The organism is Nocardia sp. alder85J, assembly GCF_020176955.2.
Classification (GTDB): Bacteria; Actinomycetota; Actinomycetes; order Mycobacteriales; family Mycobacteriaceae; genus Nocardia.
The window spans coordinates 57,578-82,814 of sequence record NZ_JAIUCZ020000004.1; the positions used below are offsets into that span (position 1 = coordinate 57,578).

Below are 25,237 nucleotides of genomic sequence, written 5' to 3' on the forward strand. Positions count from 1 at the left end.
GCGGTCCCCTGGCCCGGGGGTCTGCGGGGAATACCTCGCGCCCGTCACTGCTTGCATCCGTTGCTGTCGGATCGTAGAGCGATCGTAGGCAGCGGTGGGATACCCGAGGAACACGCAGGTCACGATGGGATAGAGTTCACTGGTCATGAAGTCGGCTTTCCCGGGTCCGGTCGGTGCGGTGCCCCAGACTGTCTACCTCGATCACGCGGCCACGACACCGATGTACCCTGCCGCGGTCGAGGCGATGACGGATGCCCTGCGTATTGCCGGTAATGCGTCGTCGCTGCACGGATCGGGGCGTACCGCGCGCCGGATGCTGGAGGAGGCGCGTGAGTCCATCGCCGCCGATCTCGGGGCGCGGCCCTCGGAGGTGATCTTCACCTCGGGCGGCACCGAGAGCGACAATCTCGCCGTCAAGGGCATCTACTGGGCTCGGCGCGACGCGGATCCCCGGTGTACCCGCATCCTCGTCAGCGGGGTCGAGCATCACGCGGTGCTGGATGCGGTGGAGTGGCTGGAGCAGCACGAGGGCGCCCGGGTGACGTTGCTCGAGGTGGATCGGGACGGGATGGTGTCGCCGCGCGTGCTGCGGGCGGCGCTGGCCGCGCATCCCGGTGAGATCGCGCTGGTCACCGTCATGTGGGCCAACAACGAGGTCGGCTCGGTGCAGCCGATCGGTGAATTGGCCGCCGTGGCACAGGAATTCGGTGTGCCGATGCACAGTGACGCGGTGCAGGCCGCGGCGCAGCTGCCCATCGATTTCGCGGGCAGCGGGCTGGCGGCGGCGAGTTTCGCCGGGCACAAGGTCGGTGGGCCGCACGGGGTCGGGGTGCTGTTGCTGGGGCGGCAGGTGGGATGCCTGCCGTTGCTGCATGGTGGCGGTCACGAGCGGGATCTGCGGTCCGGTACCTCCGATGTGCCCGCGGCGGTCGGGCTGGCGGCCGCGCTGCGCAAGACGATCACCGAGATGCCCACGCGCACGGGTGAATTGCTGCGACTGCGGGACGCGCTGATCGCCGGGGTGCGGGCCGATGTGCCGGATGCGGTGCTGAACGGGCCCGCGGGCGCGGACCGGCTGCCGGGCAACGTGCACTTCACTTTCCCTGGCTGCGAGGGTGATTCGCTGCTGATGCTGCTCGACGCCGCCGGTGTCGAGTGCTCCACCGGGTCGGCCTGCACGGCCGGGGTCGCGGCGCCCAGTCACGTACTGCTGGCGATGGGCGTGGATGCTCGTACCGCCCGGGGTTCGCTGCGATTCTCGTTGGGCCACACCTCGAATCGGGCCGATGTCGATCGGCTGCTGGAGGTGCTGCCCGCGGTGGTCGAGCGGGCCCGCGCGGCGGGACTGGCCGGGGCCGGCAGCGGCCGCGGGCGGAAGCAGGAAGGAACCAACCGACTGACACAGGAGGGATCCCGGTGAGAGTGCTCGCTGCGATGAGCGGCGGCGTCGATTCCGCCGTCGCGGCCGCACGTGCGGTCGACGCGGGCCACGAGGTGGTCGGCGTGCATCTGGCGTTGTCGGCGACGCCGGGGACGCTGCGCACCGGATCGCGCGGCTGTTGTTCCAAGGAGGACGCCGGTGATGCCCGCCGGGCCGCCGACGTGCTCGGAATCCCGTTCTACGTCTGGGATTTCGCCGACCGGTTCAAGGAGGACGTGATCGACGATTTCGTCGCCTCCTACGCCGCGGGCGAGACCCCGAATCCGTGCCTGCGCTGCAACGAGAAGATCAAGTTCTCGGCGCTGGCCGATCGCGCGGTGGCGCTCGGCTTCGACGCCGTGGCCACCGGTCACTACGCGCGGCTGGCCGACGGTGTGCTGCGCCGGGCGGTCGACGCCGACAAGGACCAGTCCTATGTGCTGGCCGTGCTGACCGCCGACCAGCTGTCCCGCGCGATGTTCCCGGTCGGCGACACCCCGAAGCCGCAGATCCGCGCGGAGGCCGCCGAGCGCGGCCTGGCGGTGGCGGACAAACCGGATTCGCACGACATCTGTTTCATCCCGTCCGGCGACACCCGCGCCTTCCTCGGCGCCAAGATCGGCATCCGGCCGGGGGCCATCCTCGACTCGGCCGGGCAGCAGCTCGGTGTGCACGAGGGTGTGCACGGTTTCACCATCGGTCAGCGCAAGGGGCTGGGCCTGCCCGGTCCGGCCGCCGACGGCCGGCCGCGTTACGTCACCGGTATCGATCCGGGGACCGGCACCGTGCACGTCGGTACCGCCGAGGAGTTGCAGGTCGCGACCGTGCTCGCGGATCGCGCGATCTGGACTTCGGGGGCGACCCCGGCCGGTTCGATCGACTGTGTCGCGCAGGTGCGCGCGCACGGCGGCACCGCGCCCGCGGCGGCCGAGCCGGTCGACGGCGGCCTGGTGGTGCGGCTGCGCGAACCGCTGACCGGCGTCGCGCGCGGGCAGGCCGTGGTGTTGTACCGTCCGGATCCCGCCGGCGACGAGGTGATCGGCAGTGGGACCATCAGCGGCACCGAGCGGGCGCTGACGGACAGCTCGCGGTGACGGCCCCGGCGATCGGCTTCGATCTCGATCTGACGCTGGCCGACAGCCGGGCGGGCATCGCCGCGGTGTATCGGCTGCTGTCCGCCGAGACCGGGGTGCCGATCGACACCACCGCGGTGGTGTCGCGGATCGGCCCGCCGCTGGAGGTCGAGATCGGCTACTGGTTCCCGCCGGAGCGGGTCGTCGAGATGGCGAACCGGTACCGCGCGATGTACCAGGACGTGGCGATTCCGGTGACCACCGCGATGCCGGGGGCCGCCGCGGCGATCGCGGCGATCCGGGCCGCCGGCGGGCGGGTGATCGTCGTCTCCGGGAAGAATCAGGCCGACACCGAACGGACCGTCCGGTTTCTGGAGCTGCCGGTCGAGGAGGTCGTGGGTGGCGTGTTCGGCGCGGGCAAGGGTGCGGCGCTGCGCCGGTTCGGCGCCGCGGCCTACGTCGGCGATCACACCGGCGACGTGGATGCCGCCCGGGCCGCCGGCGCGGTGTCCGTCGGCGTCGCCACCGGCCCCTTCGACCTGGTGACGCTGAGCGCCTACGGCGCCGACGTGACGCTGCCGGATCTGGTGTCGTTCCCGGGCTGGTACGCGGATTTCTCCGAGAGCCGCTGCCCGGCAGTGCCTTCCGGACAGGGTGAATACCGATGAGTGAGGGCGACAGTGTGACAACGGAATCCGCGGTACTGCGCGGTGGGATCGTGACCGGGGTCGGGTCCTGGCCGGGCACCGATGCCCGGGAGGCCGCCGCGACCATCGTGGGCGAGCTCGGCGCGCTGCCGCACCTGGTCGAATTGCCCGCGCGCGGACCGGGTTCGGACATGATCGGCCGGGCCTCCGCGCTGCTGGTCGATCTGCGCTTCGACACCTCCGCGCGTGGTTACCGGCTGGCCGCCCGGCCCGGTGGCGTCTCGCGCCGCGCCCACGACCTGCTGCGCACCGATCTGGACGCGCTCGAAGAAGCTTGGGAGACAGCCGGTCTCGGCGGTTCCGGCCGGCCGGTGAAGGTGCAGGTGGCGGGCCCGCTGACGCTGGCCGCCCAGGTCGAGCTGGTCAACGGGCACCGCCTGCTCACCGATCCCGGTGCGGTGCGTGATCTTTCGGAATCGCTGGCGGAAGGGCTCGCCCGGCACGCCGCCGAGGTGGCCAAGCGCCTGGACACCACCGTCGTCGTCCAGGTGGACGAACCGGCGCTGACGGCCGTGCTGACCGGATCGCTGAGCGGCGCCAGCATGCTCAACACCGTGCGGCCGGTGCCCGAACCCGAGGCCCTGCACATCCTGGACACCGTGGTGACCGCGCAGACCGGCCCGGTGCTGGTGCACACCTGCGCCGACCGGCCCGCGCTGCGCTTCCTGCACGGCAGCGCCGCCGCCGCGATCGGATTCGATCTGGCCACCGTCGGCACCGCCGATCTGGACGGCGTCGGCGAACTGCTGGACAGCGGAAAGTATCTGGCGCTGGGGCTGATTCCCACCACCGCCCCGGCCGGGCAACTCGGCTGGCGCGACGTCGCCGAACCCGGCGTCCGGCTGCTCGACCGCCTCGGGTTCCCGCGCCGCCTGCTCGCCGAGCGCATCCTGGTCACCCCCGCCTGCGGCCTGGCCGGTGCGCCGCTGAGCTGGGCCCGCCGCACGCTGTCGCTGGCCGCCGACGTCGCCCGCGCCTACACCGAGGAGCCGGAGGCGCTGACCTTCGAATAGTCCGGCGGCGGACGTGCCGTATCCCGCTCCGGATGTGATGATGGGACGAATCGAATTCCGAATTCGGAAGGAGTGGAACCGATGTCGTTGCGCCCGCTGGGAACGTCGTCGCTCGAGGTGTCGCCGATCGTGTTCGGTGGCAACGTGTTCGGCTGGACGGTGGACGAGAGTGCCTCGTTCGCCCTGCTGGACGCGCTCGCCGACGTGGGCATCAACTCCGTGGACTCCGCCGACGGCTATTCGGTCTGGGTGCCGGGCAATTCCGGCGGCGAGTCGGAGACGATCATCGGCCGCTGGCTGCAACGCTCCGGCAAACGCGACAGTGTCGTGGTCGCCACCAAGGTCGGGATGCTGCCGACCCGTCCGGGCCTGTCGCGGGACAACATCCTGCGCGCCGCCGAGGATTCGCTGCGGCGGCTACAGACCGATTACATCGACCTCTACTACTCGCACCGCGATGACGCCGAGGTCCCGCAGGAGGAGACGCTCGGCGCCTATCAGACCCTGATCGAGCAGGGCAAGGTGCGCGTCATCGGCGCCTCCAACTTCAGCGCCGACCGGTTGCGGTCGGCGGCGGCGATCAGCGCCGATTCCGGTCTGCCCGCCTACCAGGTGATCCAGCCCGAATACAGCCTGTACGCCCGCGCCGACTACGAGACCGGGCTGGAGCAGGTGGTGACCGACCTGAAGCTCGGCGTCGTCACCTATCGTCCGCTGGCCTCGGGCTTCCTCACCGGCAAGTACCGCTCCGAGGCCGACCTGGGCAAGAGCCCGCGCGGGCAGCGCGGTGTGGCGAAATACCTCGAGCCGCGCGGCCTGCGCATCCTGTCCGCCCTGGACGCGGTCGCCGACAAGCATCGGGTGTCGCAGGCGGCCGTCGCCATCGGCTGGCAGCTGACCCGGCCCGGTATCACCGCGCCGATCGCGTCGGCGACCTCGGTGGAGCAGCTGCGCGAGCTGGGCGTGGCCGCCCAGCTGACCTTGGACGTGGCCGACCTGAGCCTGCTCGCCGAGGCCAGCGCGGGCTGAACGAGTCCGGCGTCCCGGTCGAGCAGGCTCAGGTCGGTGCGAGGTCGAACAGCACCCGGGCGGCTCGGAGGCGAACAGCCCTGGGCAGCTCAGCCGAACAGCATCTGGGCAGTTCGGCCTGGCAGCCGCTGGGCAGTCCGGTCGAACAGCCCTGGGCAGCTCGGCTGAGTAAAGCTCAGCCGAACAGCGGCCGGGCGCCGGGATGCTCGATCTGCCAGCGGTCGGGCTTGCCCGGCGGGTAGACGACCGGGAACTGGTCGCCGGGGGAGGGCCACTGGCCGACATCCCAGACGAATCGGCCGTAGACGGTCTCCCCGGCCACACTGGGCCCCGACACCGTGCCGGTCAGGGTGACGAACTGCTCACCCTGAGCGGCCGGTCGCGGGCTCACGCCGGTCACGTACAGGGTGCCGCTCTCCACGGCCGGCGGATTCCGCCACGATCTCCCGGCGCCCCGCCCGCCGCCGGTCCGGCCGCGGCGGTACTGGGTGATCAACGCGACCACCACGCCTGCGAGCACCACGATGAAACCGATCTGCAGCAGCATGTTTCCATGCTAGTGCGGCATCCGAACGGGCCGGTGCGGCGATCGGGGCGGTGGGTCCGTACCGCCGAAAGCCGCACACCCACCCCGTTCGCGGAGTTGTCGTTCGCGGAGGAGGCATTCCGAATCCACCTCGAACTCCTCGCGGGCGAACGGTCGGCGGTTCGGTCGCGCCGGACATCAGCACGCGGTGAGCTCGCCGACACCGAGTGGGGTACGTCGCAACTCCCAGCCCGAGGTGTGCCGGGCCGCCGCCGGCTCGCCGCGACCGGTGTAGATCAGTTGGGCCCCACGGGGATTGGTGTCCGGATCGGTGAACATCGCGGTGAGCCGCGCGGCGACGCCGGGGGTGAGCTGGGTGTCGAGATCGTCGACGACCAGCACCCGGCCGATGTCCAGCGCGTCCAGGACGGCGGGCAGCAGCCGCAGCAGCGCCAGCGTCGCGGTGGACTCGTCGGCCACGTCGATCGCCGCCGTCATGCCGGTGTGCACCAGGCCCAGGCCCACCCCGCAGCGCGCCGCCATCCGGGTGTAGAGGGTGTCGCGGGCGGCCCGCAGATCGGCCAGTTCGCGGTCCAGAGCCGCCGGGGTCAGGCCGTGGCTGTGGGCCAGTTCGGCGGCGTGCCCGGGGGAGATCAGGCAGGCGTCCGCCTCCTTGGTCGCGACGGCGATCTCGCCGTCGAGTTCCCGCAGATAGTCGGCGTAGCGCGGATCGGGTTCCGGGATCAGCACGTCCTCGACACCGAGATCGGCCCCGCGCAGCAGGGTCAGCAGCCGCGCGGCGTGTTCGGCGGACCGGGACAGGTGGCTGCCGAGGCGATGCTCGATCGCGGCCGGGTCGCCGGGGCCGTGCACCACGTCGAGCCGGTCGGCGAACCAGCGATGCGCCGGGGTCAGCGCCTCGGCGTGCAGTTGCCCGGCGAGGCTGAGCAGCAAGGCATTCGGGCGCACCAGTGGGACCAGGGCGCCGATGCCGTAGCGGGCCGGTTCGAACTGCGCGCCGACCCGGATCTGTTCGCCGGCGCGTTCGAACACCACGCGCTTGCGCTGATGCGGATGGCTGTACAGCCATTCCGCGGTGACATCGGCCTGGTCGAGCCGGTAACCGTAGCTGTAGGACACCCCCTCGGCCACGAAGGCGGCGGCGAATTCCGAAGGACGGTCCACGAATCCGAGATGCGGCGCGCGCACCGGACCGGCGTAGGGATCCCACCCGGCGACCGAGTGCAGCACCGCGTCGCGCATGTGCGCGAGCGCGTCCACGAGGCTGGACTTGCCGGTGGCGACCGCGCCCCGGACCGCCGTCACCGGGGCGGGCAGGGCGCCGGCCCGGGTACCGATCGGCCGCAGTTCCTGCGGTTCGGCCAGAAAGCGGTGATTCGTCACCTGGAAGCTGCGCAGCACCCCGCCATCCTGCCGTTTTCCGCGACCGACCGCGAGCCTTGACACGCAACCGTTTAGTTGCCTGTCGCGGCCATATGCAACTCATTGGTTGCCTATGGAGGATGATGCCGTGGACGAGGTGTTCAAGGCGCTGGCCGATCCCAGCCGCCGGTTGCTGCTGGACAGTCCGAACGCGCACGACGGTCAGAGCCGGGGTCAGTTGGGCGCCGGGTTGCAGCTGACCAGGCAGGCGGTCAGCAAACATCTGGCAGTGCTGGAGGCGGCGAATCTGGTGACCACCCGCCGCTGGGGGCGCGAGAAGCTGCACTATCTGAACGCCGAGCCCGTCAACGCCATCTCCGACCGCTGGATCCACCACTACGACCGGCGGCGGGTGCACGCCCTCGCCGATCTGAAGACCGCATCGGAGAGTGCGGCCACGAGTGAAGAATTCGGCTACACCACCCACATCGAGACCACCGATCGCGCGCTGTGGCAGGCGCTCACCGATCCGGCGTTCACCCAGCGCTATCGGGGCGCGACCTCCGACACCGACTGGCGCAAGGGCTCCGAAATGGTCTGGCACCAACACGGTTGGTCCAGCACGGATCCGGCTCAGGTGGTGCTGGAGGCCGACCCGTACCGCCGGTTGTCCGACACCTGGCACACCTTCGACCCGTCCTTCGCCGAGGCGATGGAGATGAGCGCGGAGGACGGGGCGGCCTGGGGCAGCGAGCCGCGATCGACGGTGACCTTCGAACTCGAGCCGAGGGGCGAGGTCGTCGAGCTCACCGTGGTACACGACGGTTCGGCCCGGACAGCGGTGTGCCGGCGGCCGTCAGCCAGGGCTGTCCGGGGATCCTGGCCGATCTCGAGACGCTGCTGGAGACCGGGGAGACGCTGCCGTCCTGAATGCCGTCCGGGAGCTCATCGTCCGTGCCGCAGCCGGCGCCGATAGACCTCGGCCGCGGCCCGGTGGAATCCGGACGGCAACTCGTGCGCGTCGAATGTCGCCGCAATCTCCTCCATCTCGCCGATCCAGCGCCAGCCTTTGGCGGTCGCGGTGGCCGCGGCCTGCTCACTGCGGCCGGCCAGATCCGGTTGCGACAGCGCCCATTCCGCGAGCAGCGCGTCCTCGACGCGCTCGGCGCGGGCGAGCTCGCGGACGTCGAGCAGCAGCGCCTGCGCGCCCTTGGTCCAAGCGGCATAGGTGATCTTCAGTGCCGATGCCGCGCCGATCCCGGCGCCGGGCAGCACCCGGGCATCCAGATCGCTGCCGGTGAACAGCTCGGCCACCTCGGCGGCTCGCGGCCCGGACAGGTAGAGACGAGTGGCGCCGGAGCCGTCGGGCGGCAACCCGACGATGCCGCCGTCCACGAACTCGCCGCCGACCAGACCGGCGACGGTGCGGGTGGTGTCCGGGGCGACGGCGTTGGCGTCCACGAAGATTCCGCCGAAATCGCCGAACTCCCGGCCGGTGTCCACGGCCGCGTGCGGCGGGCAGATCGACAGCACCACATCGGCTTTCGCTCCGATTGCCGCCACCGTGCCGACGTCGGTGAGATCGGCGGCGGCCGCGCGCGCCGCCGTGGCCGGGCTGCGGCCGGTCGCGGCCCACAGCACGGTGTGCCCGGCCTGCCGCAGGCAACGGCCCACCGCCGCACCCATGTCGCCGGGATGCACCAGGCCCACCACGCTCATGCTGCCGTCCTCTCTGTCGGGATGCCACGATCGTCCGGGTGTCCGGGTGTCCGGGTGTCCGGGTGTCCGGGTGTCCGGGTGTCCGGGTGTCCGGGTGTCCGGCTCAGCCGACCCGATGTCCGAGCCGACCCGATGTCCGAGCCGCCGCGATCCCGGACGGCGCGGTTGCCGGCCGGTCAGACCGACTCGGTCACCGTGGCCGCGCGGTTGTCGTGCTCGCTCAGGGCAGCATGCCGTACGCGTGATCCGGCGTGATGCGCACGACCGCACGGCGATCCGCGACCATGGCCCGCCGGTAGTCGTCCCAGTCCGGATGCTCCCCACTGGCGGACCGATAGTAGGTGATCAGCTCCTCGACGGTCGGGTCATCCGGCGCGGCCGCGACCGGGGTCAGCTCGACATCGCCCTCCAGCACCGCGTACTGCCAGAAGTCGGCACTGGTCACGTGCAACGCCGCCCAGGGCTGCCGCCGCAGATTGTGGTACTTGGCCCGGTCGGCCGTGATCGAGATCCGGATGACCCCGTCGTCGCCGACCGAATGCGTCACGTTCGACAGCTGCGGCCGGCCGTTGCGGCGGAGCGTGGTGAGCACCGAACGCGGGGTACTGCGGGCGAAATCCAGTGCGGCATCGAGTTCCATATCGGCTCCAACTCCCGGCGCCGGTGGGCTGTTCCCCACCGGCGTGTCGCCACTCGGACCTGGAACGACGTGCGGGAATGGGGCAGCAGACTTGTCGGTCGGCTCCGCTAGTCTGCCTTTCGTGAGCGAATCGGGGATCGAGATCCGGCCCGCGACGGGCGACGAGCGGACACAGTGGCAGCAGCTGTCCGAAGAGGTGCGCGAGCACCAGTTCCGCTATTACGTGCGGGACGCCCCGATCATCTCCGACGGCGAATTCGACGCGCTGCTGCGCCGGTTGCAGGAGCTGGAGGAGGCCCACCCCGATCTGCGCACCCCCGATTCGCCGACCCAGCTGGTGGGCGGTGGTTTCGCCACCGATTTCACCGCGGTCGACCACCTCGAGCGAATGATGTCGCTGGACAACGTGTTCGACGAGGACGAGATGCGGGCCTGGATCGGCCGCGTCGAGGCCGAGACGGGCGCCGGCATCCACTACGTGTGCGAGGTCAAGATCGACGGTGTCGCGCTGAACCTCGTCTACGAGCAGGGCCGCCTGGTCCGCGGCGCCACCCGCGGCGACGGGCGCACCGGTGAGGACGTCACCCTCAACGCCCGCACCATCGGCGACATCCCCGCGCAGCTCGCCCCCAGCGCGGAGTTCCCCGTCCCGGAACTGCTGGAGGTGCGCGGTGAGGTGTACTTCCGGGTCGCCGATTTCGAGGAGCTCAACGCCGCCATCGTCGCGGAAGGCAAACCGCCCTACGCCAATCCGCGCAACACCGCGGCGGGCTCGCTGCGCCAGAAGGATCCGGCGGTCACCGCGCGGCGGCCGCTGCGGATGATCTGCCACGGCTTCGGCCGCAGGGTGGGTTTCGCCCCGGAATCGCAGTACGAGGCATATCGCGCGCTGGCGGCGTGGGGACTGCCGGTCTCCGCGCACACCGTCCGGGTGCAGGGCGCCGACGCCGTCCTGGACCGTATCCGCTGGTGGGGTGAGCACCGGCACGACATCGAGCACGAGATCGACGGCCAGGTGATCAAGGTCGACGAATTCTCGTTGCAGCGCAGGCTCGGCGCCACCTCCCGCGCGCCGCGGTGGGCCATCGCGTACAAGTACCCGCCGGAGGAGGCCACCACCAGACTGCTGGACATCCAGGTCAACGTGGGCCGCACCGGCCGGGTGACCCCGTTCGCGGTGATGGAGCCGGTCACCGTCGCCGGTTCCACCGTGGCCATGGCCACGCTGCACAATGCCGCCGAGGTGGCGCGCAAGGGCGTACTCATCGGCGACACGGTCACCATCCGCAAGGCCGGCGATGTCATCCCGGAGGTGCTGGGCCCGGTGGTGGATGTGCGCGACGGCACCGAGCGTGCCTTCGTCATGCCCACGCACTGTCCCGAATGCGGTACCGAGCTGGCCCCGGAGAAGGAGGGCGACGCCGATATCCGCTGCCCGAATCAGCAGCACTGTCCGGCGCAGTTGCGGGAGCGCGTCTTCCACGTGGCCGGTCGCGGCGCCTTCGACATCGAGGCGCTCGGCTACGAGGCCGCGATCGACCTGCTGAAATCCGGGGCTATCGACGACGAGGGCGACCTGTTCGACCTCACCGAGGCGAAACTGCTCGGCACCACCCTGTTCACCAACAAGAACGGCAGCTTGTCCGCCAACGGAAAGCGCTTGTTGCAGAACCTCGATGCCGCGAAGAACCGGCCGCTGTGGCGGGTGCTGGTGGCGTTGTCGATCCGCCATGTCGGCCCCACCGCCGCTCGCGCCCTGGCCTCCGAATTCGGTGAGATGTCTCGCATCGAGGCCGCCTCGGTCGAGGAACTCGCCGCCGTCGACGGCGTCGGCCCGACCATCGCGGCCGCGGTCGTGGAGTGGTTCACCGTCGAATGGCACCGGGTGATCGTCGCGAAGTGGCAGGCGGCCGGGGTGCGGATGGCCGACGAACGCGACGCGTCCATCGAGCGCACCCTCGAGGGCCTGTCGATCGTGGTCACCGGCTCGTTGCAGACCTTCTCCCGAGACGAGGCCAAGGAGGCCATCCTGATTCGCGGCGGCAAGGCGGCCGGTTCGGTCTCGAAGAAGACGGCCTTCGTGGTCATCGGCGAGGCCCCGGGCACCAAAGCGGCCAAGGCCGAGGAGCTGGGCGTCCCGATCCTCGACGAGGACGGCTTCCGATTATTACTGGAGTCCGGCCCGGAGGCGGTGACCCCGGCGGCCGAGCCTGCGGATTCGACCGAGCTCGCAGAAGAGGACGAGCCTGTGGAGCCGACCGAGCCCGCCGACGCGACAGACTAGACCGACCCGGCCGACGAGCCGACCCCGCCGACCGGGCTGATCCAGCCGTGTGGACTGATCCGGTCGAGTGGGCTGATCCGGTCGTGTGGGCTGATCCGGCTGCGTGGACTGATCCGGTCGGCCGGGCCGACCCAGCCGACTCGGCCGGGCCGACCCAGCCGACCAGGTCGCCGCGGCTGGGTCCGCTGATCCGGCCGACCGGGTGCGGGCAAGCCCCAAGGGGCGCAGCGCATCTCAGACCATCGCGGTGTCGAAGTGCGCGGTGGCGTCCAGGTCGGCGGCCACCGCCGACAGCTTGCCGCGGACAGCCGCCACGGCATCCGCGCCGAGGGTGAGCCGCAGCGGGGCGCCGGGTACGCCGAGTGTCGCCAGTACGGCGTCGGCGGCCTTGCGCGGATCGCCGTCCTGTTGCTGGTCCGAGGCAGGCAGGTTGCTGCGGATCGGACCGACGGTGCCGGCATAGTCCGGGATCGCGGCGCCGACGCTGAGCGCGCTCGGATTCGCGAAACCGGTTCGGAACGAGCCCGGTTCGACGATCAGCACCTGGATTCCCAGCGGATCGACCTCGGCGGCAAGGGCTTCGCTGGCCAGTTCCAGCGCACCCTTCGCCGCGCTGTAGCTGCCGACGCCCGCGAAGGACAGGAACCCGCCCATGCTGCTCACCTGAACGATCGCCCCGCTGCGGCGTTCCCGCATCTGCGGCAGCACCAACCGGGTGAGCCGCAGCGGGCCGAAGAACATCACCTCCATGGCATCGCGCAGGTCGGCTTCCGTGGTCTCCTCGATCGCCCCGACGATCCCGTAACCCGCATTGTTCACCAGCACGTCGATACGCCCGGCCTCCCGCACCACCTGTTCGGCGGCCGCGGCGTCGCGCACGTCCAGTGCCACCACCCGCACCCGGCCGGGGTGCGCCGACACGACATCGGCCATGCTCTCCGGCCGCCGGACCGCGGCCACCACCTCGTCGCCGGCGGCCAGGGCCGCCGCGGTGAAGGCGGCGCCGAATCCGCTGTTGGCTCCGGTGATCAGCCACCGACGACCCTGCTGCGGCTCGTTCATCTCACATCTCTTTCGCTCTGCCCGGCGGTTCCCGCCGCGTCCGCCTATTACGTTGCCCGCCGTGCGGCCGGGCCGGTATGGCCCAAAGGTGGAATATTGGAGGGGGTGAATTCCGCTTTCGCAGCCCCCGGCCGCCGTCCTCGGGCCCTCCCGGCCGGGGAGACGCTCACTGCCGAGGACTATCGGCGGCTGATCGGAGTGCTGGAATCCGTCGATCACGCGGACGACCTGACGGAGTTCCGGCAGGCGCTCGCGCTGGCATTGCAGAGTTGGTTCGGCTTCACCGGAGTGGCGGTGCTGCACGGCGATACCTTCTTCGACGCGATCCGCGAGGGCTGCGGCATCCAGGCCGGATACCTGCCCGAGTTCCTGGACGAATACGCGGCACACTGGGCGACGCACGATCCGTTCCGCTCCGAACACACCGCGCGGCTGCTCGCGGAGCAGGGCGTCGTGCGACTGGCCGAACTGGAGCCGGATTCGGAGTTCGTGCGCGATTTCCTCCGCCCGCACGGCATTCGCGACAAGGCCGCCCTGCTCGTGGACGGCGGCGCGGCGGGTGTGCTCTACGTCGGCATGGCCGCCTGCGACACCGACCGGGTCCCGGACCGGGACATGGCGGTGCTGCGCGCGCTGCGCCGCCACCTGACCCCGCTGGTCATCGATCAACTCAGCCGCGACCGGGAACGCCGTGCGGCGCAATCCATTTGGCAGCTCACTCCCCGCGAGTGGGAGGTCGCCGACCTCGCCGCCCGCGGCCTCACCAACCGGCAGATCGCCCAGCGCCTGTTCATCGGCGTCGACACCGTGAAGAAACACCTGAGCCGGGCGCTCGCCGCGACCTCGTGCACCAGCCGCACGCAACTCGCTGTGCGGCTCGCCGCCGCCTGACCACCGCTCAGCGCTGCCCGCCGCGGGCCAGCGACCGGGCCACCTCGGCGGCGACCACCGCGTGCCCGGCCATGGTCAGGTGGACGCGGTCGGCGCTGAGCCAGCTTTCCCGCAGCCGGGCCGGATGGTCCCAGAATTCGGTGAGCACCGCATCATGGCGTTGTGCCGTCCGCCGTACCGCCTCGGCGAATCCGGCGAACAGCGGCCGCAGCGGCGCCATCCGGCCGGTGAAGGCATCGGCGAGGGTGAACATCGACAGCCGCGCCCCGGTCGCGGCGACCCGCTCACACAGATCGTCGAGATCGGCCTCGACCTTCGCCGGATCCACGCCACGCAGGAACAGATCGTTGCCGCCGCAACAGATGTGGACCAGATCGGGCCGGAACGCGGTCAGGTCACCGAGCTGCTGTTCGCGGACCTCGGCGATGACCGCGCCCATCCGACCGGTGTTGAGATAGGCCGTCGCCGGATGTGCGGCCCGCAGTCCGCGCGCCACTCGGTCGGCCCAGGACACGGATTCGTAGCCGGGCCAGGGATCACCGATCCCCTCGGCGATAGAATCACCGATCACCGCGAACCGCCGCCACGGCACCTCGCCCAACAGTGTGCGAGTCTCGTTGTCGGACAACAGGAAAGGATCGGTCTGCTCGGTACGGGTAGCAATGCTCATGCGATGTCGTTCCTGGCGGAGTGGTAGCCCCGCGTGGCGACGTTCCACTGTTGCCTCGGTCCCCGGGTGTACTCGTGTCGTGTTGCGGACGTGAGTGCCGGGGTGCGCGTGGCGGCATTCTGCCGGAGTCCTCGGCCCCTGCTCATCGGTGGGTGCCGTCGGAGGCCGTGTGATGGATGTGCGCGGTGACGGTCCGCCGTCGCGGCCCGTCCATCGGAGTGGTCGTGCATGGTGAGGCTGCCTCGACCGTTCATGCCGGGACCTCCTCGGCCCGCGTGGGAACCGCGGCGAGAAGGGCTGCGGCGAGGGCGATGACGGCGCACACCGCGAACAGGGTGTGGAAGGCGGTCAGTGGCGCACCGGGATCGGCGGCGAACACCGCGGCCAGGACCGCGATGCCGAGCGCGCCGCCGGACTGCCGTGCGGTCACGTTCATCCCCACGCCGGCCGCGAACCGTTGCGGCGGCAGCGATCTCGCGGCGGTGGTGCCCAGCACCGTGATCAGCAGGCCGATACCGCCACCGCCGAGGAGGCCCGCGGGCACCCACGCCTGCCACAGCGCGGGTGTGGCATCCCAGACGCCGGTGCTCATGTAGAGGGTCGAGGCGGCGAACATGACCGCGCCGAGGATGCCGAGCAGGCGCTGCCGGCCGGCGGGCGCGCGTCCGGCGAGGACCGCGGTCACCATGGACGCGACGGCCCCGATCGTCATGGCCCCGGCCGATTTCAGCACCGAGTAGTGCCATATGCCGTCCAGCCACAGCGGTCCGGCCAGCAGCCACGCGAACATGGCGGCACCGAAGACGAAAGCCGTCGCGTTCACCAGGGCGTAGGAGTGGCTGCGCCACAACCCGACCGCGATGGCCGGACGCGGATGCCGCCGCGACCGCCACAGCGCCGCCGCCAGCGCGATCGCCCCGCCGACCCCGACGGTCAGGGTGCGCCAATCGGTCCAGCCCCACTGCTGACCCTCGGTGACGGCCGCGACGATCGCGCCGATGCCCAGTCCGGTGGCGACGGTGCCGGCGAGATCGGGCAGCCCGTCCCCGTGCCGCTGGTCGCCGGTGGCCAGCCGCAGTCCCGCGAGCAGCAGCAGCGCGGCGATCGGCACGTTGACGACGAAGACCGAGCGCCAGCCGAACCAGTCCACCAGCGCGCCGCCCACGGCCGGTCCGACCGTGGCGGCGAACCCGCCCGCGGCCGTCCAGGCGGCCATGGCCGCGCCGATGCGTTCGGGCGGGGTGACGCTCAGCACCAGGCCGAGCCCGGCGGGGATGAGGAAGGCGGCGGCGCCGCCCTGTACGAATCGCGCGGCGATCAGCCAGTTCGCGTCGGGGGCGAGTGCGCACAGCAGCGAGGTGAGCGCGAAACCGCCCAGGGCGGACAGGAATACGCGTCCGCGCCCGAGCGCGTCGGCCAGTTGCCCGGCCGGGGTGAGCAGGGCGGCGAAGGCGACGGCGTAACCGCTGACCACCCAGGTGAGGGTGGTGGCGGCGGTGTGCGGGTAGTCGCGGGTGATGGCCGGGAAGGCGATGTTCACCACGGACAGGTCGAGGAAGGACATGAAGGCGGCGCCGGAGGCGACCAGCAGAGCCAGGCGGGCGGTCGGCCGGGTGGCGGTGGGCCGCGAGGACACGTCTGTCATGGGGAGCGACTTTCGCGAGAAGGGCGGGGAAACAAACTGCACGCACGATCGTGCGTATTGTTGAAAAGTACGACCGATCGTTCACATATGCAAGACGGGAGCGCAAAATGGAGGGGTGGCAGACCTCGCGCAGACCTCCGAACAGCAGATATCGGATCGACGACTGCTGAAGGGCGCGCGAGCGCGCGCGGCCATCGCCCGGCGCGCCGCGGAAGTGGCCTCGGTGGAGGGCCTGACCGGATTGAGCCTGGGCAACCTCGCCGCCGATCTGGGCGTGAGCAAATCCGGGGTGGCGACCCTGTTCCGGACCAAGGAGAACCTGCAACTGGCCGCGGTACAGGCGGCGCGGGAGATGTTCATCGACGCGGTCGTCCGCCCCGCCCTGACCGCGCCGCGAGGCTTGCCACGGCTGCGCGCACTCGTCGAACACTGGTTCACTTACATCAGCGAGCCGATCCTGCCCGGCGGTTGTTTCCGCAGCCAGTGCATGACGGAGTTCGACAGCCGCCCCGGCCCGGTGCGCGACGCGCTCGCTGCCGATCGCGCCGACTGGTTCGCGGTGCTGGAGAAGGAGATTCGCCGCGCACAGGAACAGGGTGCGCTGGCCGGGCTCGAGCCGCACGCGCTCGCCTTCCACCTGGACGCCCTCATGAGCGCCGCGAATTCGGCCGCGCGGATGGGCGATTCGACCGGTATCCCCACCGCGCACACCATCGTCACCGCCCTGATCGGCGCGGCGGCGTAACAGCGCACCGCGGATTCGGCTGCCGCACGGACCCGGTTCACTCCGGACGATGCGCGCGTGCCGGGCCCGGATTCGCCGCGCGATCGGCGGCCTGGGCACTATCGAGGGGTGAGTTCAGGTGTGAACGGGTTCGAGATCAGGCCGGCGCGGGCGACGGAGTTCGAGACGATCGGGGCGCTGACCGTCTCGGTGTATCTGGGCGAGGGGCATGTGCACCCGGACAGTCCCTATCTGGCCGAACTGCTGGACACGGCGACCCGGGCGCGTTCGGCCGAGGTGCTGGTGGCGGTGCGCGACGGCGAGGTGCTCGGCTCGCTCACCGTCGCCGAGCCGGGAACCCCGTACGCCGATATCGCCCGGCCGGACGAACTGGAATTCCGGATGCTCGCCGTCGCGAAGGCCGCGCGCGGGCAGGGGATCGGCGGCGCGCTGGTCGGCGCCGTCCTCGACGCGGCGCGTGTGGGCGGATATCCGGCGGTGATCCTGACCACCATGGAGACCATGGCCGACGCCCGGCGCATCTACGAACGGATCGGTTTCGTCCATGTCCCGGAACGGGACTGGAGTACCGGATCGGGCAAACCCCTGACGGTGATGCGCTTCGCCCTGCGCACACCGGGCCCAGCACGTGTCGAATGACACGTGTTGCCCGATGTCAGCCCAGGACCGTGGCGATGATCCCGGCCAGATAACCCAGCCGGGCGATTTCCGACGGCCGGAAGTCCGGACCGCCGGGGCGACCGAGCAGCAACACCTTGCCGGTGTTGCCGAGCGGCGCCGCGGCCAGCTTCGTGTCCATGTCCCGCCAGATCTGCGGCACCCAATCGGCCTCGCCGTCGAGCACCAGCGGCTTCTCCAGCGGCATCCACGGCGCCGAGGCGGCCTGGGTCTCGGGTGCGCTGGGGCTGCCGACCACGCGGTAGGCGCCCTGCGACCCGATGTCCACCACCGTGCACCAGCCGACGCGCAGTACCCGGGGTACGCCGTCGACCAGCACCTGCAACCGGTCGTCGCGAGCGCTGGCGACCTGATCGATGAGTTCCAGTTCGCGGTGGGTGTCCAGCATCCCGGAGTACGGCCGTAGCGAATCCACGTGCACATCGGCCAGTGATTCGGCGGCGGTGATCAGGGTGTCGGGCAGGGCGCCCGTAGGCACCTCCACCACCAGGTCGTCGATCGCATAACCGGCGCCGCGTTCGACCACGTCCAGCGACAGGATGTCGGCACCGACGCTGCCCAACGCGAGTGCGAGTGAGCCGAGACTTCCTGGGCGATCCGGAAGTTGCACGCGAAGCAAGAATGACACGTGCGTCCCTTCCTTTCTGGTGCAACCGGGGCCATGGACGGATACCCGAGTCTCGCAATACTTACACCCACCGCCTCGGACAATCGAGCCGAAGCGCGCGGGGCGGCCGATGACACCGGCCGATACCGGTAATTGTGCCTGTGCGGCCGCCTCCTGTGCACGAGTTGTCCGACGGACTCGCTAGGCTGTATCCGTCCCGCTCGACGGCCGCTGCGCCGCGCGGGGCGGATCAGTACCTCAATCTGCTGAAAGGGGTCCCCGCGGTGCCCGCCATCTCCCGCGACGAGGTCGCACACCTCGCCCGGTTGTCCCGGCTCGCCCTGACCGACGACGAGCTCGACCTGTATGCGGGGCAGTTGGATTCGATCCTCAGCCACGTCCAGGTCATCTCGCAGGTCGCCGCCGATGTTCCGGCCACCGCGTCGCCGAATCCCGCCACGAACGTGACCCGTCCCGACGTGGTCGAGCCGTGCCTGAGCCCGGGCGCGGCGCTGTCCGGCGCGCCCGCGGTGGACGAGCAGCGGTTCCTGGTCCCGCAGATCCTGGGGGAGGGCGAATGAGCGAGCTGACCAAGCTCTCCGCGGCCGAGCTGGCGGAGAAGATCCACGCCCGCGAGGTGTCCTCGGTCGAGGTCACCGAGGCGCACCTGCGGCGCATCGCGGAGGTCGACGGCGAACTGCACGCGTTCCTGCACGTGGCCGGCGAGCAGGCCCTGCGCACCGCCGCCGAGGTGGACAGCGCGGTCGCCGCCGGGACCGTCGCCTCGCCGCTGGCCGGGGTGCCGCTGGCGCTGAAGGACATCTTCACCACCACCGACATGCCCACCACCTGCGCCTCCAAGATCCTGGAGGGCTGGGTCGCGCCCTACGACGCGACGGTCACGGCCAAGCTGCGCGCGGCGGGCATCCCGATCCTGGGCAAGACCAACCTGGACGAGTTCGCGATGGGTTCCTCCACGGAGAACTCCGCGTTCGGTCCCACCCGCAACCCGTGGGACACCAGCCGCATCCCCGGCGGCTCCGGCGGCGGTTCGGCCGCCGCGCTGGCCTCCTATCAGGCGCCGCTGGCCATCGGCACCGACACCGGCGGTTCGATCCGGCAGCCGGCCGCGGTGACGGCCACCGTCGGCACCAAGCCCACCTACGGCACGGTGTCGCGCTACGGCCTGGTGGCCTGCGCCTCGTCGCTGGACCAGGGCGGTCCGTGCGGCCGCACCGTGCTCGACACGGCACTGCTGCACCAGGTCATCGCCGGGTACGACCCGAAGGATTCCACCTCCCGCAACGTCCCGGTGCCCGATGTGGTGGCCGCGGCCCGCGAGGGTGCACGCTCCGATCTGCGCGGCATCAAGGTCGGCGTGGTGAAGGAGCTGCACTCCGACAGCTACCAGCCGGGCGTCATCTCCTCCTTCGACACCGCTGTCGCCACCCTGAAAGATCTCGGCGCCGACGTCGTCGAGGTGTCCTGCCCGCACTTCGAGCACGCGCTGCCCGCCTACTACCTGATCCTGCCCAGTGAGGTGTCCTCGAACCTGGCCCGGTTCGACGCCATGCGCTACGGCCTGCGCGTCGGCGACGACGGCCGGCACAGCGCCGAACAGGTGATGGCCGCCACCCGCGAGGCGGGCTTCGGCCCGGAGGTCAAGCGCCGCATCATGATCGGCACCTACGCGCTGTCGGCCGGCTACTACGACGCCTTCTACGGTCAGGCCCTCAAGGTCCGCACCCTGATCGCGCAGGACTTCGACCGGGCCTACGAGCAGGTCGACGTGCTGGTCTCGCCGACCAGCCCGTTCACCCCGTGGAAGCTGGGCGAGAAGGTCGACGACCCGCTGGCGATGTACCTCTCCGACCTCTGCACCCTGCCGACCAACCTGGCCGGTCATTGCGCGATGTCGGTGCCGTCCGGCCTCAGCCAGGACGACGGCATGCCCGTCGGCCTCCAGATCATGGCCCCGGCCCTGGCCGACGACCGGCTGTACCGGGTGGGCGCGGCCTACGAGGCCGCCCGCGGCGCGATCGTCTAGTACGACAGCGGGTTTCGGTGAGCACCCGGGTGGGTGCTCACCGATACGAGGGCTCGGACGCGCACCGTGGGCTCGGCCATTCGCGCGATTCGATCGTGCCGGAACGCCGGTGATTCGGTCCGTGCTGTTCCGGAGCTCCGCTCAGCAGGTCGCCATGGCGGTGCCCTGATCGATGCCGTAGCGATGGCCGTGGCCCGGTGGCGGGGCGAGGGCGCCGAGCAGGTCGACGGACGTCTGCACGAAGCTGATCACCGGTAGCCAGCCGGGTCGCGGCGCGTCGTCGCGAGTGCCGGTGAGATCGGGTGCGCGCCACAGTAATCGGAGCGACCAGCGGACCACCGGGTCGGAGGAGTTGGCGAGGACCGTCGCATGCGCGCGGTGCACCCGGTTCGCCGGCGGTCCGGCCCAGACCGCGGCACAGATCCGATGGCGCTGATCTTCCTCACCGGTGAAGATCGCGCTGCCGGCCGCCGCCCCGAGACTCTGGCCGTACAGGTAGAGCTTCGGCCGACCGCCGAGTTCACCCACCCGCTGTTCGACGGCCGTGAACAGGGCGCGCGCCGACTTCTCCGCGGCGGCCCGGCCGAACAGGAACGTCGCCCAGCTCGGCGCCTCCGAATACTGCAAGCCGACCAGCGCGACATCGCCACCGAACCGCTCGTCCAACCCGGCCGCCGCGCGCGCGTCGATCCAGCCGGATCCGGTCGGCACCACCACGACCAGATTGCCGCGCGTCAGCCCCCCGGACCGCTCGAGCTCCCGGACCGCCAGATCCACCCGGGCCGCCAGATCGGGCGCGGACTCCAGACCGACGTACACGCGGACCGACCGACTCGGTGATCCGGTCACGAACCGCCTGCCCTCCACCCCCAGTGACGGCCAGCTGACCGCCGACACCGCACTGCCCGACCGGCTCGCGGAAACCGGTTGCACCACGGCCGGATCCATCGCCGCATTGGCCGCCGCATACGCCGAACGCCGCCACTCGGCCACGGTCGGCAACAGCACGAACTGCGCGGCGAGCACTGCCACCACCACCAGCCCGACTCCGCGCGCCGCTCCCAATCGCCGCCACACCCACCGGAATCCGCGCGCGACACCGACCAGGACACCCACCACGAGTGCGGCCCCGAGCAGGCAGCGCGGCCAATACCAGAGATCCGTATCGGGCAGCCCCATCGCCGCCCGCAGCGCATTCTGCCATTGCCGGGCATGCGCGACGGAAACCCCGACGGCGAGCACACCGAGCCCGAAGGCCACGGCCCGCCATGCCTCCGAACCCTCGGACCCGTTCCGCCGCACCACCATCCGCACCCCGGCCGCCGCCGCCAGCGCCGCCGCGACCAGAACGCCGGTCAGCAATCCCTGCGCGGTCGCGGTACGTGGCAACAACCCCGGTGCCAGCGACACCGCGGCGCCGACGCCCACCGCCAGGCTTGTCGCGGGTCGCGGGAGACGCCGCACCGGCGTATCTCCGATCATTCGAAACACCCTGTTCCAGCACATGAGCGGATCACCCCGCGAGGTCGGCGACACCGACCCGGCTGGACCACCGTCCGCGTGCGCCCGGCCGTCGCCGGATGCGGGAGCGCGCCGCGAAGCCCAGTCCGCCCGCCAACGCGCCGACGGCGAAGGCCAGCGCCGATAGGCGCACAACCTGTGTGCCGAGAGACCTGCCGGACAACTGGCTGCCGAACATGTATTCCGGCCGCGGCGTCGCGTAGTTCTGGCGGCGCGAGTTCAGATCGACCGCCGTGTCGGCCGTGGACGCCATCAGGTCGCAGCAGAGTCGGCCGACGGTACCGGAGTGGTCGGCACAGACGGCGTGCAGTCGATGGCCGAATGCCGAATCGACGGCCTGCCGAGCCCACGGCCCGAGCGGCTGACCGTGGTCGTACGCGTAGCGCAGCAGGTCGTAGCCCAGGTCGTGGGCCTGACAGGCGGGGGTGAAGTCGGCGGGCAGCGGGATGGGGGAGGAACAGCTGCCGGTCGGGTCGATCAGCAATCCGCCGCGCAGCTCCGGAAGATATCCGGAGGTCACCGCGAAATCGTCCGGCAGCTCCGCTGAATCGGGTTGTGCGCCGGTGAGGTTCAGCACCGCTGCGCGCGCGGAGGCGTTCTCGGTCCCGGCGGGACCGCCGGGACGCAGCGCGCCCGACCAGGACGTGCCGGTCCGGGGCGTGGCTACCCGAGGCGCGCCTGCCGGGCCCGGCGACCGGTCGGCGTCCAGCACCGTCCCGAGGGGTGTGCCGGTCCGGGGCGTGGCCGTTTCGGACGTGCCTGTTTGCGGCCCTGTCCGGGGCGTGCCCGCGTGCGGTGCGAGCGCCTGGGCCGGGGCGATCGCGGTGGTGGTCAGCATCGTCAGGACGGCGGCGGCGCCGAGTACGCCGTGCCGGCGTCGACGGGTGATGTCGCTCATGGCAGCCGACGCTAGGAATCGGGGACCGATCTCCACCTCCCGCCGGCGTCGGATTCGACGCTCGCCGATGCGGGGGAGCACGGCCCCGGCGTCATACTCCGGTAGGGGTTCGAATTGGCCCACGGGTATGAAGACGCGGGCGGTTCCGATTCGTACGGTGGTGGCATGGCTCGTGACAAGGCTCGGACCGCCCACTTCGCACGGGTGGCGTACGGCACCGCACGCAATCCCGACCGGCGGCGGTTGCTGTTCGACGGCGTGACCGCTCTGGTCACCGGTGTCTTCTTCGCGGTGGCATGGCCGACGCTGCACCTCACCCATCAGGTCCCGGCGGCCGCGCAGCCGTTCATCGCGGGCCTCGCGGCGTTCCCGTTCGCGCTGATCCGGGTCAATCCCGGGCTGGGCTGGGCCATCTCGGCCGGCTCGGCGGCGGGCATCGCGCTGATCATCCCGAATCAGCCCGGTCAGCATCTGCCGTTCCAGGTGGTGCACATCCTGGCGTTGTTCCCGTTGCTGTTCGCCACGGTCGTGCGGGCGGACATGCGGGTGGTGCTGCTGGGCTGGGCGGTCTCCGCGTTGTTGTTCGGCACCACCATGGCCCGTCAGGACGGTTCGGCGTCCGGGCTCGCCTGGCCGTTGGCCATGACCGGCCTGGTGGCGTTCGGATTGCTGGTGCGCTGGCTGATGCTCTCCCGCCGGGCACTGGTGGCGCGCGAGGAGGAGAACGAGCTGGAGCGGGCCCGTCGGGCCATCTTGCAGGAGAAGGCCCGCATCGCCCGCGACCTGCACGATGTGGTCGCCCACCACATGTCGATGGTGGTGGTGCAGGCCCAGACCGCGCCCTACCGCGTCGGTGACCTGTCCCCGGCGGCCCGTGCCGAATTCGACTCGATCGGCGCTTCTGCTCGCTCGGCGCTCAACGAGATCCGCGGCATGCTGGGCCTGTTGCGCAGCGACGGCGAACTGGCCGAGCATGCACCGCAGCCCTCGGCCGCCGATCTGCTCGATCTGCTCACCGGTGCCCGCCGCGCCGGGATGTCCATCGAATGGACCATCGACGGCCCGCTGTCGGACGTCCCGGACACCGTCGGGCTGGCGATGTACCGCATCGCACAGGAGTCGCTGTCGAACGCCTCCCGGCACGCACCGGGCGCGGACGTCCAGGTCGGCTTGGTGGTGCGAGCCGGAGTGGTGGCGCTGACGGTCGCGAACGAGCCCGGCGTGGTGCCCGCCACCACCGGTGTCCCCGGCACCGGTATCGCCGGAATGCAGGCCCGCGCGGCCGCGTTCAGCGGCGCCTTCGCCGCCGGTCCCCGCCCCGACGGCGGATTCGAGGTGCGGGCCACGCTGCCCCTGCTGGCCGGACTGGCCGACGCGACAGCTGTCTCGGTCTCGGCGGCGAGCTCTGTCGCATGAGGGCTGCGGGGGAGGCAGCGGTCCGTGCGAGCCCGGCCGCGCTGCCGCGCGCGCACTCGGCCGGGCCGCGGTGTTCCGTGGAAGACTGGCAGTTCCCGTGTCCCCGGTCGCTGTGAGGTAGTCCGTGCCGATCACCGTGTTGATAGCCGACGATCAGGCGATGGTGCGGCAGGGGTTCGGTGCGCTGCTGGGAGCGCAATCCGACATCAGTGTGGTCGGGGACGCCCCGAACGGGGTGGTCGCGGTCGCCGAGGCCCGGCGGTTGCGGCCCGACGTGGTGCTGATGGATGTCCGTATGCCCGAGATGAACGGTCTGGAGGCCGCCCGCACCATCCTGGCCGCCGGATTCGATCCGCCCGTGCGGGTGTTGATGCTGACCACCTTCGACATCGACGACTACGTGTACGAGGCGCTGCGCGCCGGCGCCAGCGGATTCCTGCTGAAGGACGCGCCCGCCGAGGAACTGGTGCGGGCGGTGCGGGTGGTCGCCGACGGTCAGGCGCTGCTGGCTCCGACGGTCACCCGGCGCCTCATCGACGATGTGACCCGCCGCCGCGCGCGTCCGGTTTCGGCCCCGGCGCTGAACACGCTGACCCCCCGGGAGCGTGAGGTGCTGGAACTGGTCGCCACCGGTATGTCCAACGCGGAGATCGCCACTGCCCTGTACGTCGCCGAGCAGACGGTGAAAACCCATGTCTCCAAGGTGTTCGCGAAGCTGAATCTGCGCGACCGGGCGCAGGCGGTGGTGCTGGCCTACGAATCCGGGCTGGTGACCCCCGGCTGATCCGGCGCGGGCGCCGGTCGCGGCCAGGGCTGCCCGGCGTGGTCCTCGATACGGCTGTTGAGTCGCTGGAGATAATCGGCGAAGGCGGTGACGTCCGCGGGCGCCCAGTCCTGCATCAGGTCGGTGAGGGCGCTGACATTGGCGGTGCGCTCGCTGTCGAGGCGTTTCTCCCCGGCGGCGGTGATCCGGAACTTGCGGGCCAGGCCGCCATCGGGATCCGCGATCCGCTCGACCAGGCCGACGCGCAGCAGTGCCGCGGTCTGCCGGTTGAGAGTCGAGGCATCCAGATGGAACGCCTCACTGAGTTGCCCGATCGACATCGGGCCCTCCAACTCCAACCGGCTGAGCAACAGATAGGCGCTGCGATCCAGAATCGGTGTGCCGTCGCGCCGATACCGCTGGTTGAGGGCATAACGGCCGAGCAGCATGCATTCGAACTCGACCCGGTCGGTGGGTTTGTCCATGCCACCCTTCTCCCG

At 71.0% G+C, this 25,237-nt stretch carries 25 protein-coding genes; 14 read left to right on the top strand and 11 right to left on the bottom strand.

Annotated features, from left to right (window positions below; genetic code table 11):
* The first annotated feature begins 145 nt into the window (after positions 1 to 145).
* From LBW94_RS16230 to LBW94_RS16250, 5 genes are all read left to right on the top strand, one after another.
* Complete coding sequence (locus LBW94_RS16230) at positions 146 to 1,420, top strand: cysteine desulfurase family protein (protein WP_225059453.1); 1,275 nt, start codon at positions 146 to 148, stop codon at positions 1,418 to 1,420.
* Positions 1,417 to 2,514, top strand: a complete 1,098-nt coding sequence (gene mnmA / locus LBW94_RS16235) for a tRNA 2-thiouridine(34) synthase MnmA (protein ID WP_225059454.1) — start codon at positions 1,417 to 1,419, stop codon at positions 2,512 to 2,514. The genes LBW94_RS16230 and mnmA overlap by 4 nt, the downstream gene beginning before the upstream one ends.
* Positions 2,511 to 3,161, top strand: a complete 651-nt coding sequence (locus LBW94_RS16240) for an HAD family hydrolase (RefSeq protein ID WP_225059455.1) — start codon at positions 2,511 to 2,513, stop codon at positions 3,159 to 3,161. The genes mnmA and LBW94_RS16240 overlap by 4 nt, the downstream gene beginning before the upstream one ends.
* Positions 3,158 to 4,213 carry a methionine synthase gene (locus tag LBW94_RS16245; protein WP_225059456.1) on the top strand — a complete coding sequence of 352 codons (1,056 nt, stop codon included), beginning with the start codon at positions 3,158 to 3,160 and terminating at the stop codon, positions 4,211 to 4,213. The genes LBW94_RS16240 and LBW94_RS16245 overlap by 4 nt, the downstream gene beginning before the upstream one ends.
* An 81-nt stretch (positions 4,214 to 4,294) precedes the next feature.
* Complete coding sequence (locus tag LBW94_RS16250) at positions 4,295 to 5,242, top strand: aldo/keto reductase (protein WP_225059457.1); 948 nt, start codon at positions 4,295 to 4,297, stop codon at positions 5,240 to 5,242.
* Positions 5,243 to 5,417: 175 nt separating this feature from the next.
* Here the strand turns inward: LBW94_RS16250 and LBW94_RS16255 are convergent, their stop codons facing one another.
* Both LBW94_RS16255 and LBW94_RS16260 read right to left on the bottom strand, forming a co-directional pair.
* A complete protein-coding gene (locus LBW94_RS16255; RefSeq protein WP_225059458.1) occupies positions 5,418 to 5,789 on the bottom strand; it encodes a hypothetical protein in 372 nt (123 codons plus the stop codon).
* A 177-nt stretch (positions 5,790 to 5,966) separates the two neighbouring features.
* The gene (locus tag LBW94_RS16260) at positions 5,967 to 7,190 is read right to left on the bottom strand and encodes an AAA family ATPase (RefSeq protein ID WP_225059459.1); all 1,224 of its coding nucleotides are present in this window, start codon (positions 7,188 to 7,190) and stop codon (positions 5,967 to 5,969) included.
* Positions 7,191 to 7,299: 109 nt separating this feature from the next.
* Between LBW94_RS16260 and LBW94_RS16265 the strand changes: the two genes are divergently transcribed.
* The gene (locus tag LBW94_RS16265; RefSeq protein ID WP_323137876.1) at positions 7,300 to 8,127 is read left to right on the top strand and encodes an ArsR/SmtB family transcription factor; all 828 of its coding nucleotides are present in this window, start codon (positions 7,300 to 7,302) and stop codon (positions 8,125 to 8,127) included.
* Here the strand turns inward: LBW94_RS16265 and LBW94_RS16270 are convergent.
* Positions 8,097 to 8,870 carry an NAD(P)-dependent oxidoreductase gene (locus tag LBW94_RS16270; protein WP_225059460.1) on the bottom strand — a complete coding sequence of 258 codons (774 nt, stop codon included), beginning with the start codon at positions 8,868 to 8,870 and terminating at the stop codon, positions 8,097 to 8,099. The two genes, LBW94_RS16265 and LBW94_RS16270, sit on opposite strands and share 31 nt — an antisense overlap.
* Before the next feature lie 220 nt (positions 8,871 to 9,090).
* A complete protein-coding gene (locus tag LBW94_RS16275) occupies positions 9,091 to 9,510 on the bottom strand; it encodes a PPOX class F420-dependent oxidoreductase (protein WP_225059461.1) in 420 nt (139 codons plus the stop codon).
* 121 nt (positions 9,511 to 9,631) lie between these two features.
* Here LBW94_RS16275 and ligA point away from each other — a divergent pair, with 121 nt between their 5' ends.
* Entirely contained in the window at positions 9,632 to 11,794 is a 2,163-nt protein-coding gene (gene ligA / locus LBW94_RS16280; protein ID WP_225059462.1) for an NAD-dependent DNA ligase LigA, read from the top strand.
* 234 nt (positions 11,795 to 12,028) lie between these two features.
* Here ligA and LBW94_RS16285 read toward each other — a convergent pair whose 3' ends face one another.
* Positions 12,029 to 12,856, bottom strand: coding sequence for an SDR family NAD(P)-dependent oxidoreductase (locus LBW94_RS16285; protein ID WP_225059463.1), 828 nt, complete (start codon positions 12,854 to 12,856; stop codon positions 12,029 to 12,031).
* Positions 12,857 to 12,961: 105 nt separating this feature from the next.
* Here LBW94_RS16285 and LBW94_RS16290 point away from each other — a divergent pair, with 105 nt between their 5' ends.
* Positions 12,962 to 13,747, top strand: a complete 786-nt coding sequence (locus LBW94_RS16290) for a helix-turn-helix transcriptional regulator (RefSeq protein WP_225059464.1) — start codon at positions 12,962 to 12,964, stop codon at positions 13,745 to 13,747.
* A 7-nt stretch (positions 13,748 to 13,754) separates the two neighbouring features.
* Here the strand turns inward: LBW94_RS16290 and LBW94_RS16295 are convergent, their stop codons facing one another.
* Entirely contained in the window at positions 13,755 to 14,417 is a 663-nt protein-coding gene (locus LBW94_RS16295) for an SGNH/GDSL hydrolase family protein (protein WP_225059465.1), read from the bottom strand.
* Positions 14,418 to 14,667: 250 nt separating this feature from the next.
* Positions 14,668 to 16,062: an MFS transporter gene (locus tag LBW94_RS16300; protein WP_225059466.1), complete on the bottom strand. Its 1,395-nt coding sequence runs from the start codon at positions 16,060 to 16,062 to the stop codon at positions 14,668 to 14,670.
* 115 nt (positions 16,063 to 16,177) lie between these two features.
* Between LBW94_RS16300 and LBW94_RS16305 the strand changes: the two genes are divergently transcribed.
* Positions 16,178 to 16,807 carry a TetR/AcrR family transcriptional regulator gene (locus LBW94_RS16305; RefSeq protein WP_225059467.1) on the top strand — a complete coding sequence of 210 codons (630 nt, stop codon included), beginning with the start codon at positions 16,178 to 16,180 and terminating at the stop codon, positions 16,805 to 16,807.
* Positions 16,808 to 16,915: 108 nt separating this feature from the next.
* Positions 16,916 to 17,446 carry a GNAT family N-acetyltransferase gene (locus LBW94_RS16310; protein WP_225059468.1) on the top strand — a complete coding sequence of 177 codons (531 nt, stop codon included), beginning with the start codon at positions 16,916 to 16,918 and terminating at the stop codon, positions 17,444 to 17,446.
* A gap of 16 nt (positions 17,447 to 17,462) precedes the next feature.
* On the opposite strand, the gene LBW94_RS16315 is transcribed toward LBW94_RS16310, so the two are convergent.
* The gene (locus tag LBW94_RS16315; protein ID WP_225059469.1) at positions 17,463 to 18,113 is read right to left on the bottom strand and encodes an amino acid-binding protein; all 651 of its coding nucleotides are present in this window, start codon (positions 18,111 to 18,113) and stop codon (positions 17,463 to 17,465) included.
* 263 nt (positions 18,114 to 18,376) lie between these two features.
* On the opposite strand from LBW94_RS16315, the gene gatC reads away from it, so the two are divergent.
* A complete protein-coding gene (gatC, locus tag LBW94_RS16320) occupies positions 18,377 to 18,673 on the top strand; it encodes an Asp-tRNA(Asn)/Glu-tRNA(Gln) amidotransferase subunit GatC (protein ID WP_225059483.1) in 297 nt (98 codons plus the stop codon).
* A complete protein-coding gene (gatA, locus tag LBW94_RS16325; RefSeq protein WP_225059470.1) occupies positions 18,670 to 20,139 on the top strand; it encodes an Asp-tRNA(Asn)/Glu-tRNA(Gln) amidotransferase subunit GatA in 1,470 nt (489 codons plus the stop codon). Before gatC ends, gatA begins: the two co-directional genes overlap by 4 nt.
* Before the next feature lie 141 nt (positions 20,140 to 20,280).
* Here gatA and LBW94_RS16330 read toward each other — a convergent pair whose 3' ends face one another.
* A complete protein-coding gene (locus LBW94_RS16330) occupies positions 20,281 to 21,621 on the bottom strand; it encodes an alpha/beta-hydrolase family protein (protein ID WP_225059471.1) in 1,341 nt (446 codons plus the stop codon).
* Between the two features lie 31 nt (positions 21,622 to 21,652).
* Positions 21,653 to 22,558, bottom strand: a complete 906-nt coding sequence (locus tag LBW94_RS16335; RefSeq protein ID WP_225059472.1) for a phospholipase — start codon at positions 22,556 to 22,558, stop codon at positions 21,653 to 21,655.
* 165 nt (positions 22,559 to 22,723) lie between these two features.
* On the opposite strand from LBW94_RS16335, the gene LBW94_RS16340 reads away from it, so the two are divergent.
* Both LBW94_RS16340 and LBW94_RS16345 read left to right on the top strand, forming a co-directional pair.
* Complete coding sequence (locus LBW94_RS16340; protein WP_323137877.1) at positions 22,724 to 23,974, top strand: sensor histidine kinase; 1,251 nt, start codon at positions 22,724 to 22,726, stop codon at positions 23,972 to 23,974.
* Positions 23,975 to 24,098: 124 nt separating this feature from the next.
* Positions 24,099 to 24,758 carry a response regulator gene (locus tag LBW94_RS16345; protein WP_225059473.1) on the top strand — a complete coding sequence of 220 codons (660 nt, stop codon included), beginning with the start codon at positions 24,099 to 24,101 and terminating at the stop codon, positions 24,756 to 24,758.
* Here the strand turns inward: LBW94_RS16345 and LBW94_RS16350 are convergent.
* Positions 24,728 to 25,222: a MarR family winged helix-turn-helix transcriptional regulator gene (locus tag LBW94_RS16350; RefSeq protein WP_225059474.1), complete on the bottom strand. Its 495-nt coding sequence runs from the start codon at positions 25,220 to 25,222 to the stop codon at positions 24,728 to 24,730. The two genes, LBW94_RS16345 and LBW94_RS16350, sit on opposite strands and share 31 nt — an antisense overlap.
* Between the last annotated feature and the right edge of the window lie 15 nt (positions 25,223 to 25,237).

What these genes read in the sequence shown, in the direction of transcription:
- LBW94_RS16285 (WP_225059463.1), bottom strand. Translation starts at nt 12,856, where the DNA reads ATGAACGAGCCGCAGCAGGGTCGTCGGTGGCTGATCACCGGAGCCAAC.
- LBW94_RS16335 (WP_225059472.1), bottom strand. Translation starts at nt 22,558, where the DNA reads ATGAGCGACATCACCCGTCGACGCCGGCACGGCGTACTCGGCGCCGCC.
- LBW94_RS16275 (WP_225059461.1), bottom strand. Translation starts at nt 9,510, where the DNA reads ATGGAACTCGATGCCGCACTGGATTTCGCCCGCAGTACCCCGCGTTCG.
- LBW94_RS16295 (WP_225059465.1), bottom strand. Translation starts at nt 14,417, where the DNA reads ATGAGCATTGCTACCCGTACCGAGCAGACCGATCCTTTCCTGTTGTCC.
- LBW94_RS16350 (WP_225059474.1), bottom strand. Translation starts at nt 25,222, where the DNA reads ATGGACAAACCCACCGACCGGGTCGAGTTCGAATGCATGCTGCTCGGC.
- LBW94_RS16300 (WP_225059466.1), bottom strand. Translation starts at nt 16,062, where the DNA reads ATGACAGACGTGTCCTCGCGGCCCACCGCCACCCGGCCGACCGCCCGC.
- LBW94_RS16250 (WP_225059457.1), top strand. Translation starts at nt 4,295, where the DNA reads ATGTCGTTGCGCCCGCTGGGAACGTCGTCGCTCGAGGTGTCGCCGATC.
- LBW94_RS16230 (WP_225059453.1), top strand. Translation starts at nt 146, where the DNA reads ATGAAGTCGGCTTTCCCGGGTCCGGTCGGTGCGGTGCCCCAGACTGTC.
- LBW94_RS16255 (WP_225059458.1), bottom strand. Translation starts at nt 5,789, where the DNA reads ATGCTGCTGCAGATCGGTTTCATCGTGGTGCTCGCAGGCGTGGTGGTC.
- gatA (WP_225059470.1), top strand. Translation starts at nt 18,670, where the DNA reads ATGAGCGAGCTGACCAAGCTCTCCGCGGCCGAGCTGGCGGAGAAGATC.
- LBW94_RS16245 (WP_225059456.1), top strand. Translation starts at nt 3,158, where the DNA reads ATGAGTGAGGGCGACAGTGTGACAACGGAATCCGCGGTACTGCGCGGT.
- LBW94_RS16270 (WP_225059460.1), bottom strand. Translation starts at nt 8,870, where the DNA reads ATGAGCGTGGTGGGCCTGGTGCATCCCGGCGACATGGGTGCGGCGGTG.
- LBW94_RS16340 (WP_323137877.1), top strand. Translation starts at nt 22,724, where the DNA reads ATGGCTCGTGACAAGGCTCGGACCGCCCACTTCGCACGGGTGGCGTAC.
- LBW94_RS16330 (WP_225059471.1), bottom strand. Translation starts at nt 21,621, where the DNA reads ATGATCGGAGATACGCCGGTGCGGCGTCTCCCGCGACCCGCGACAAGC.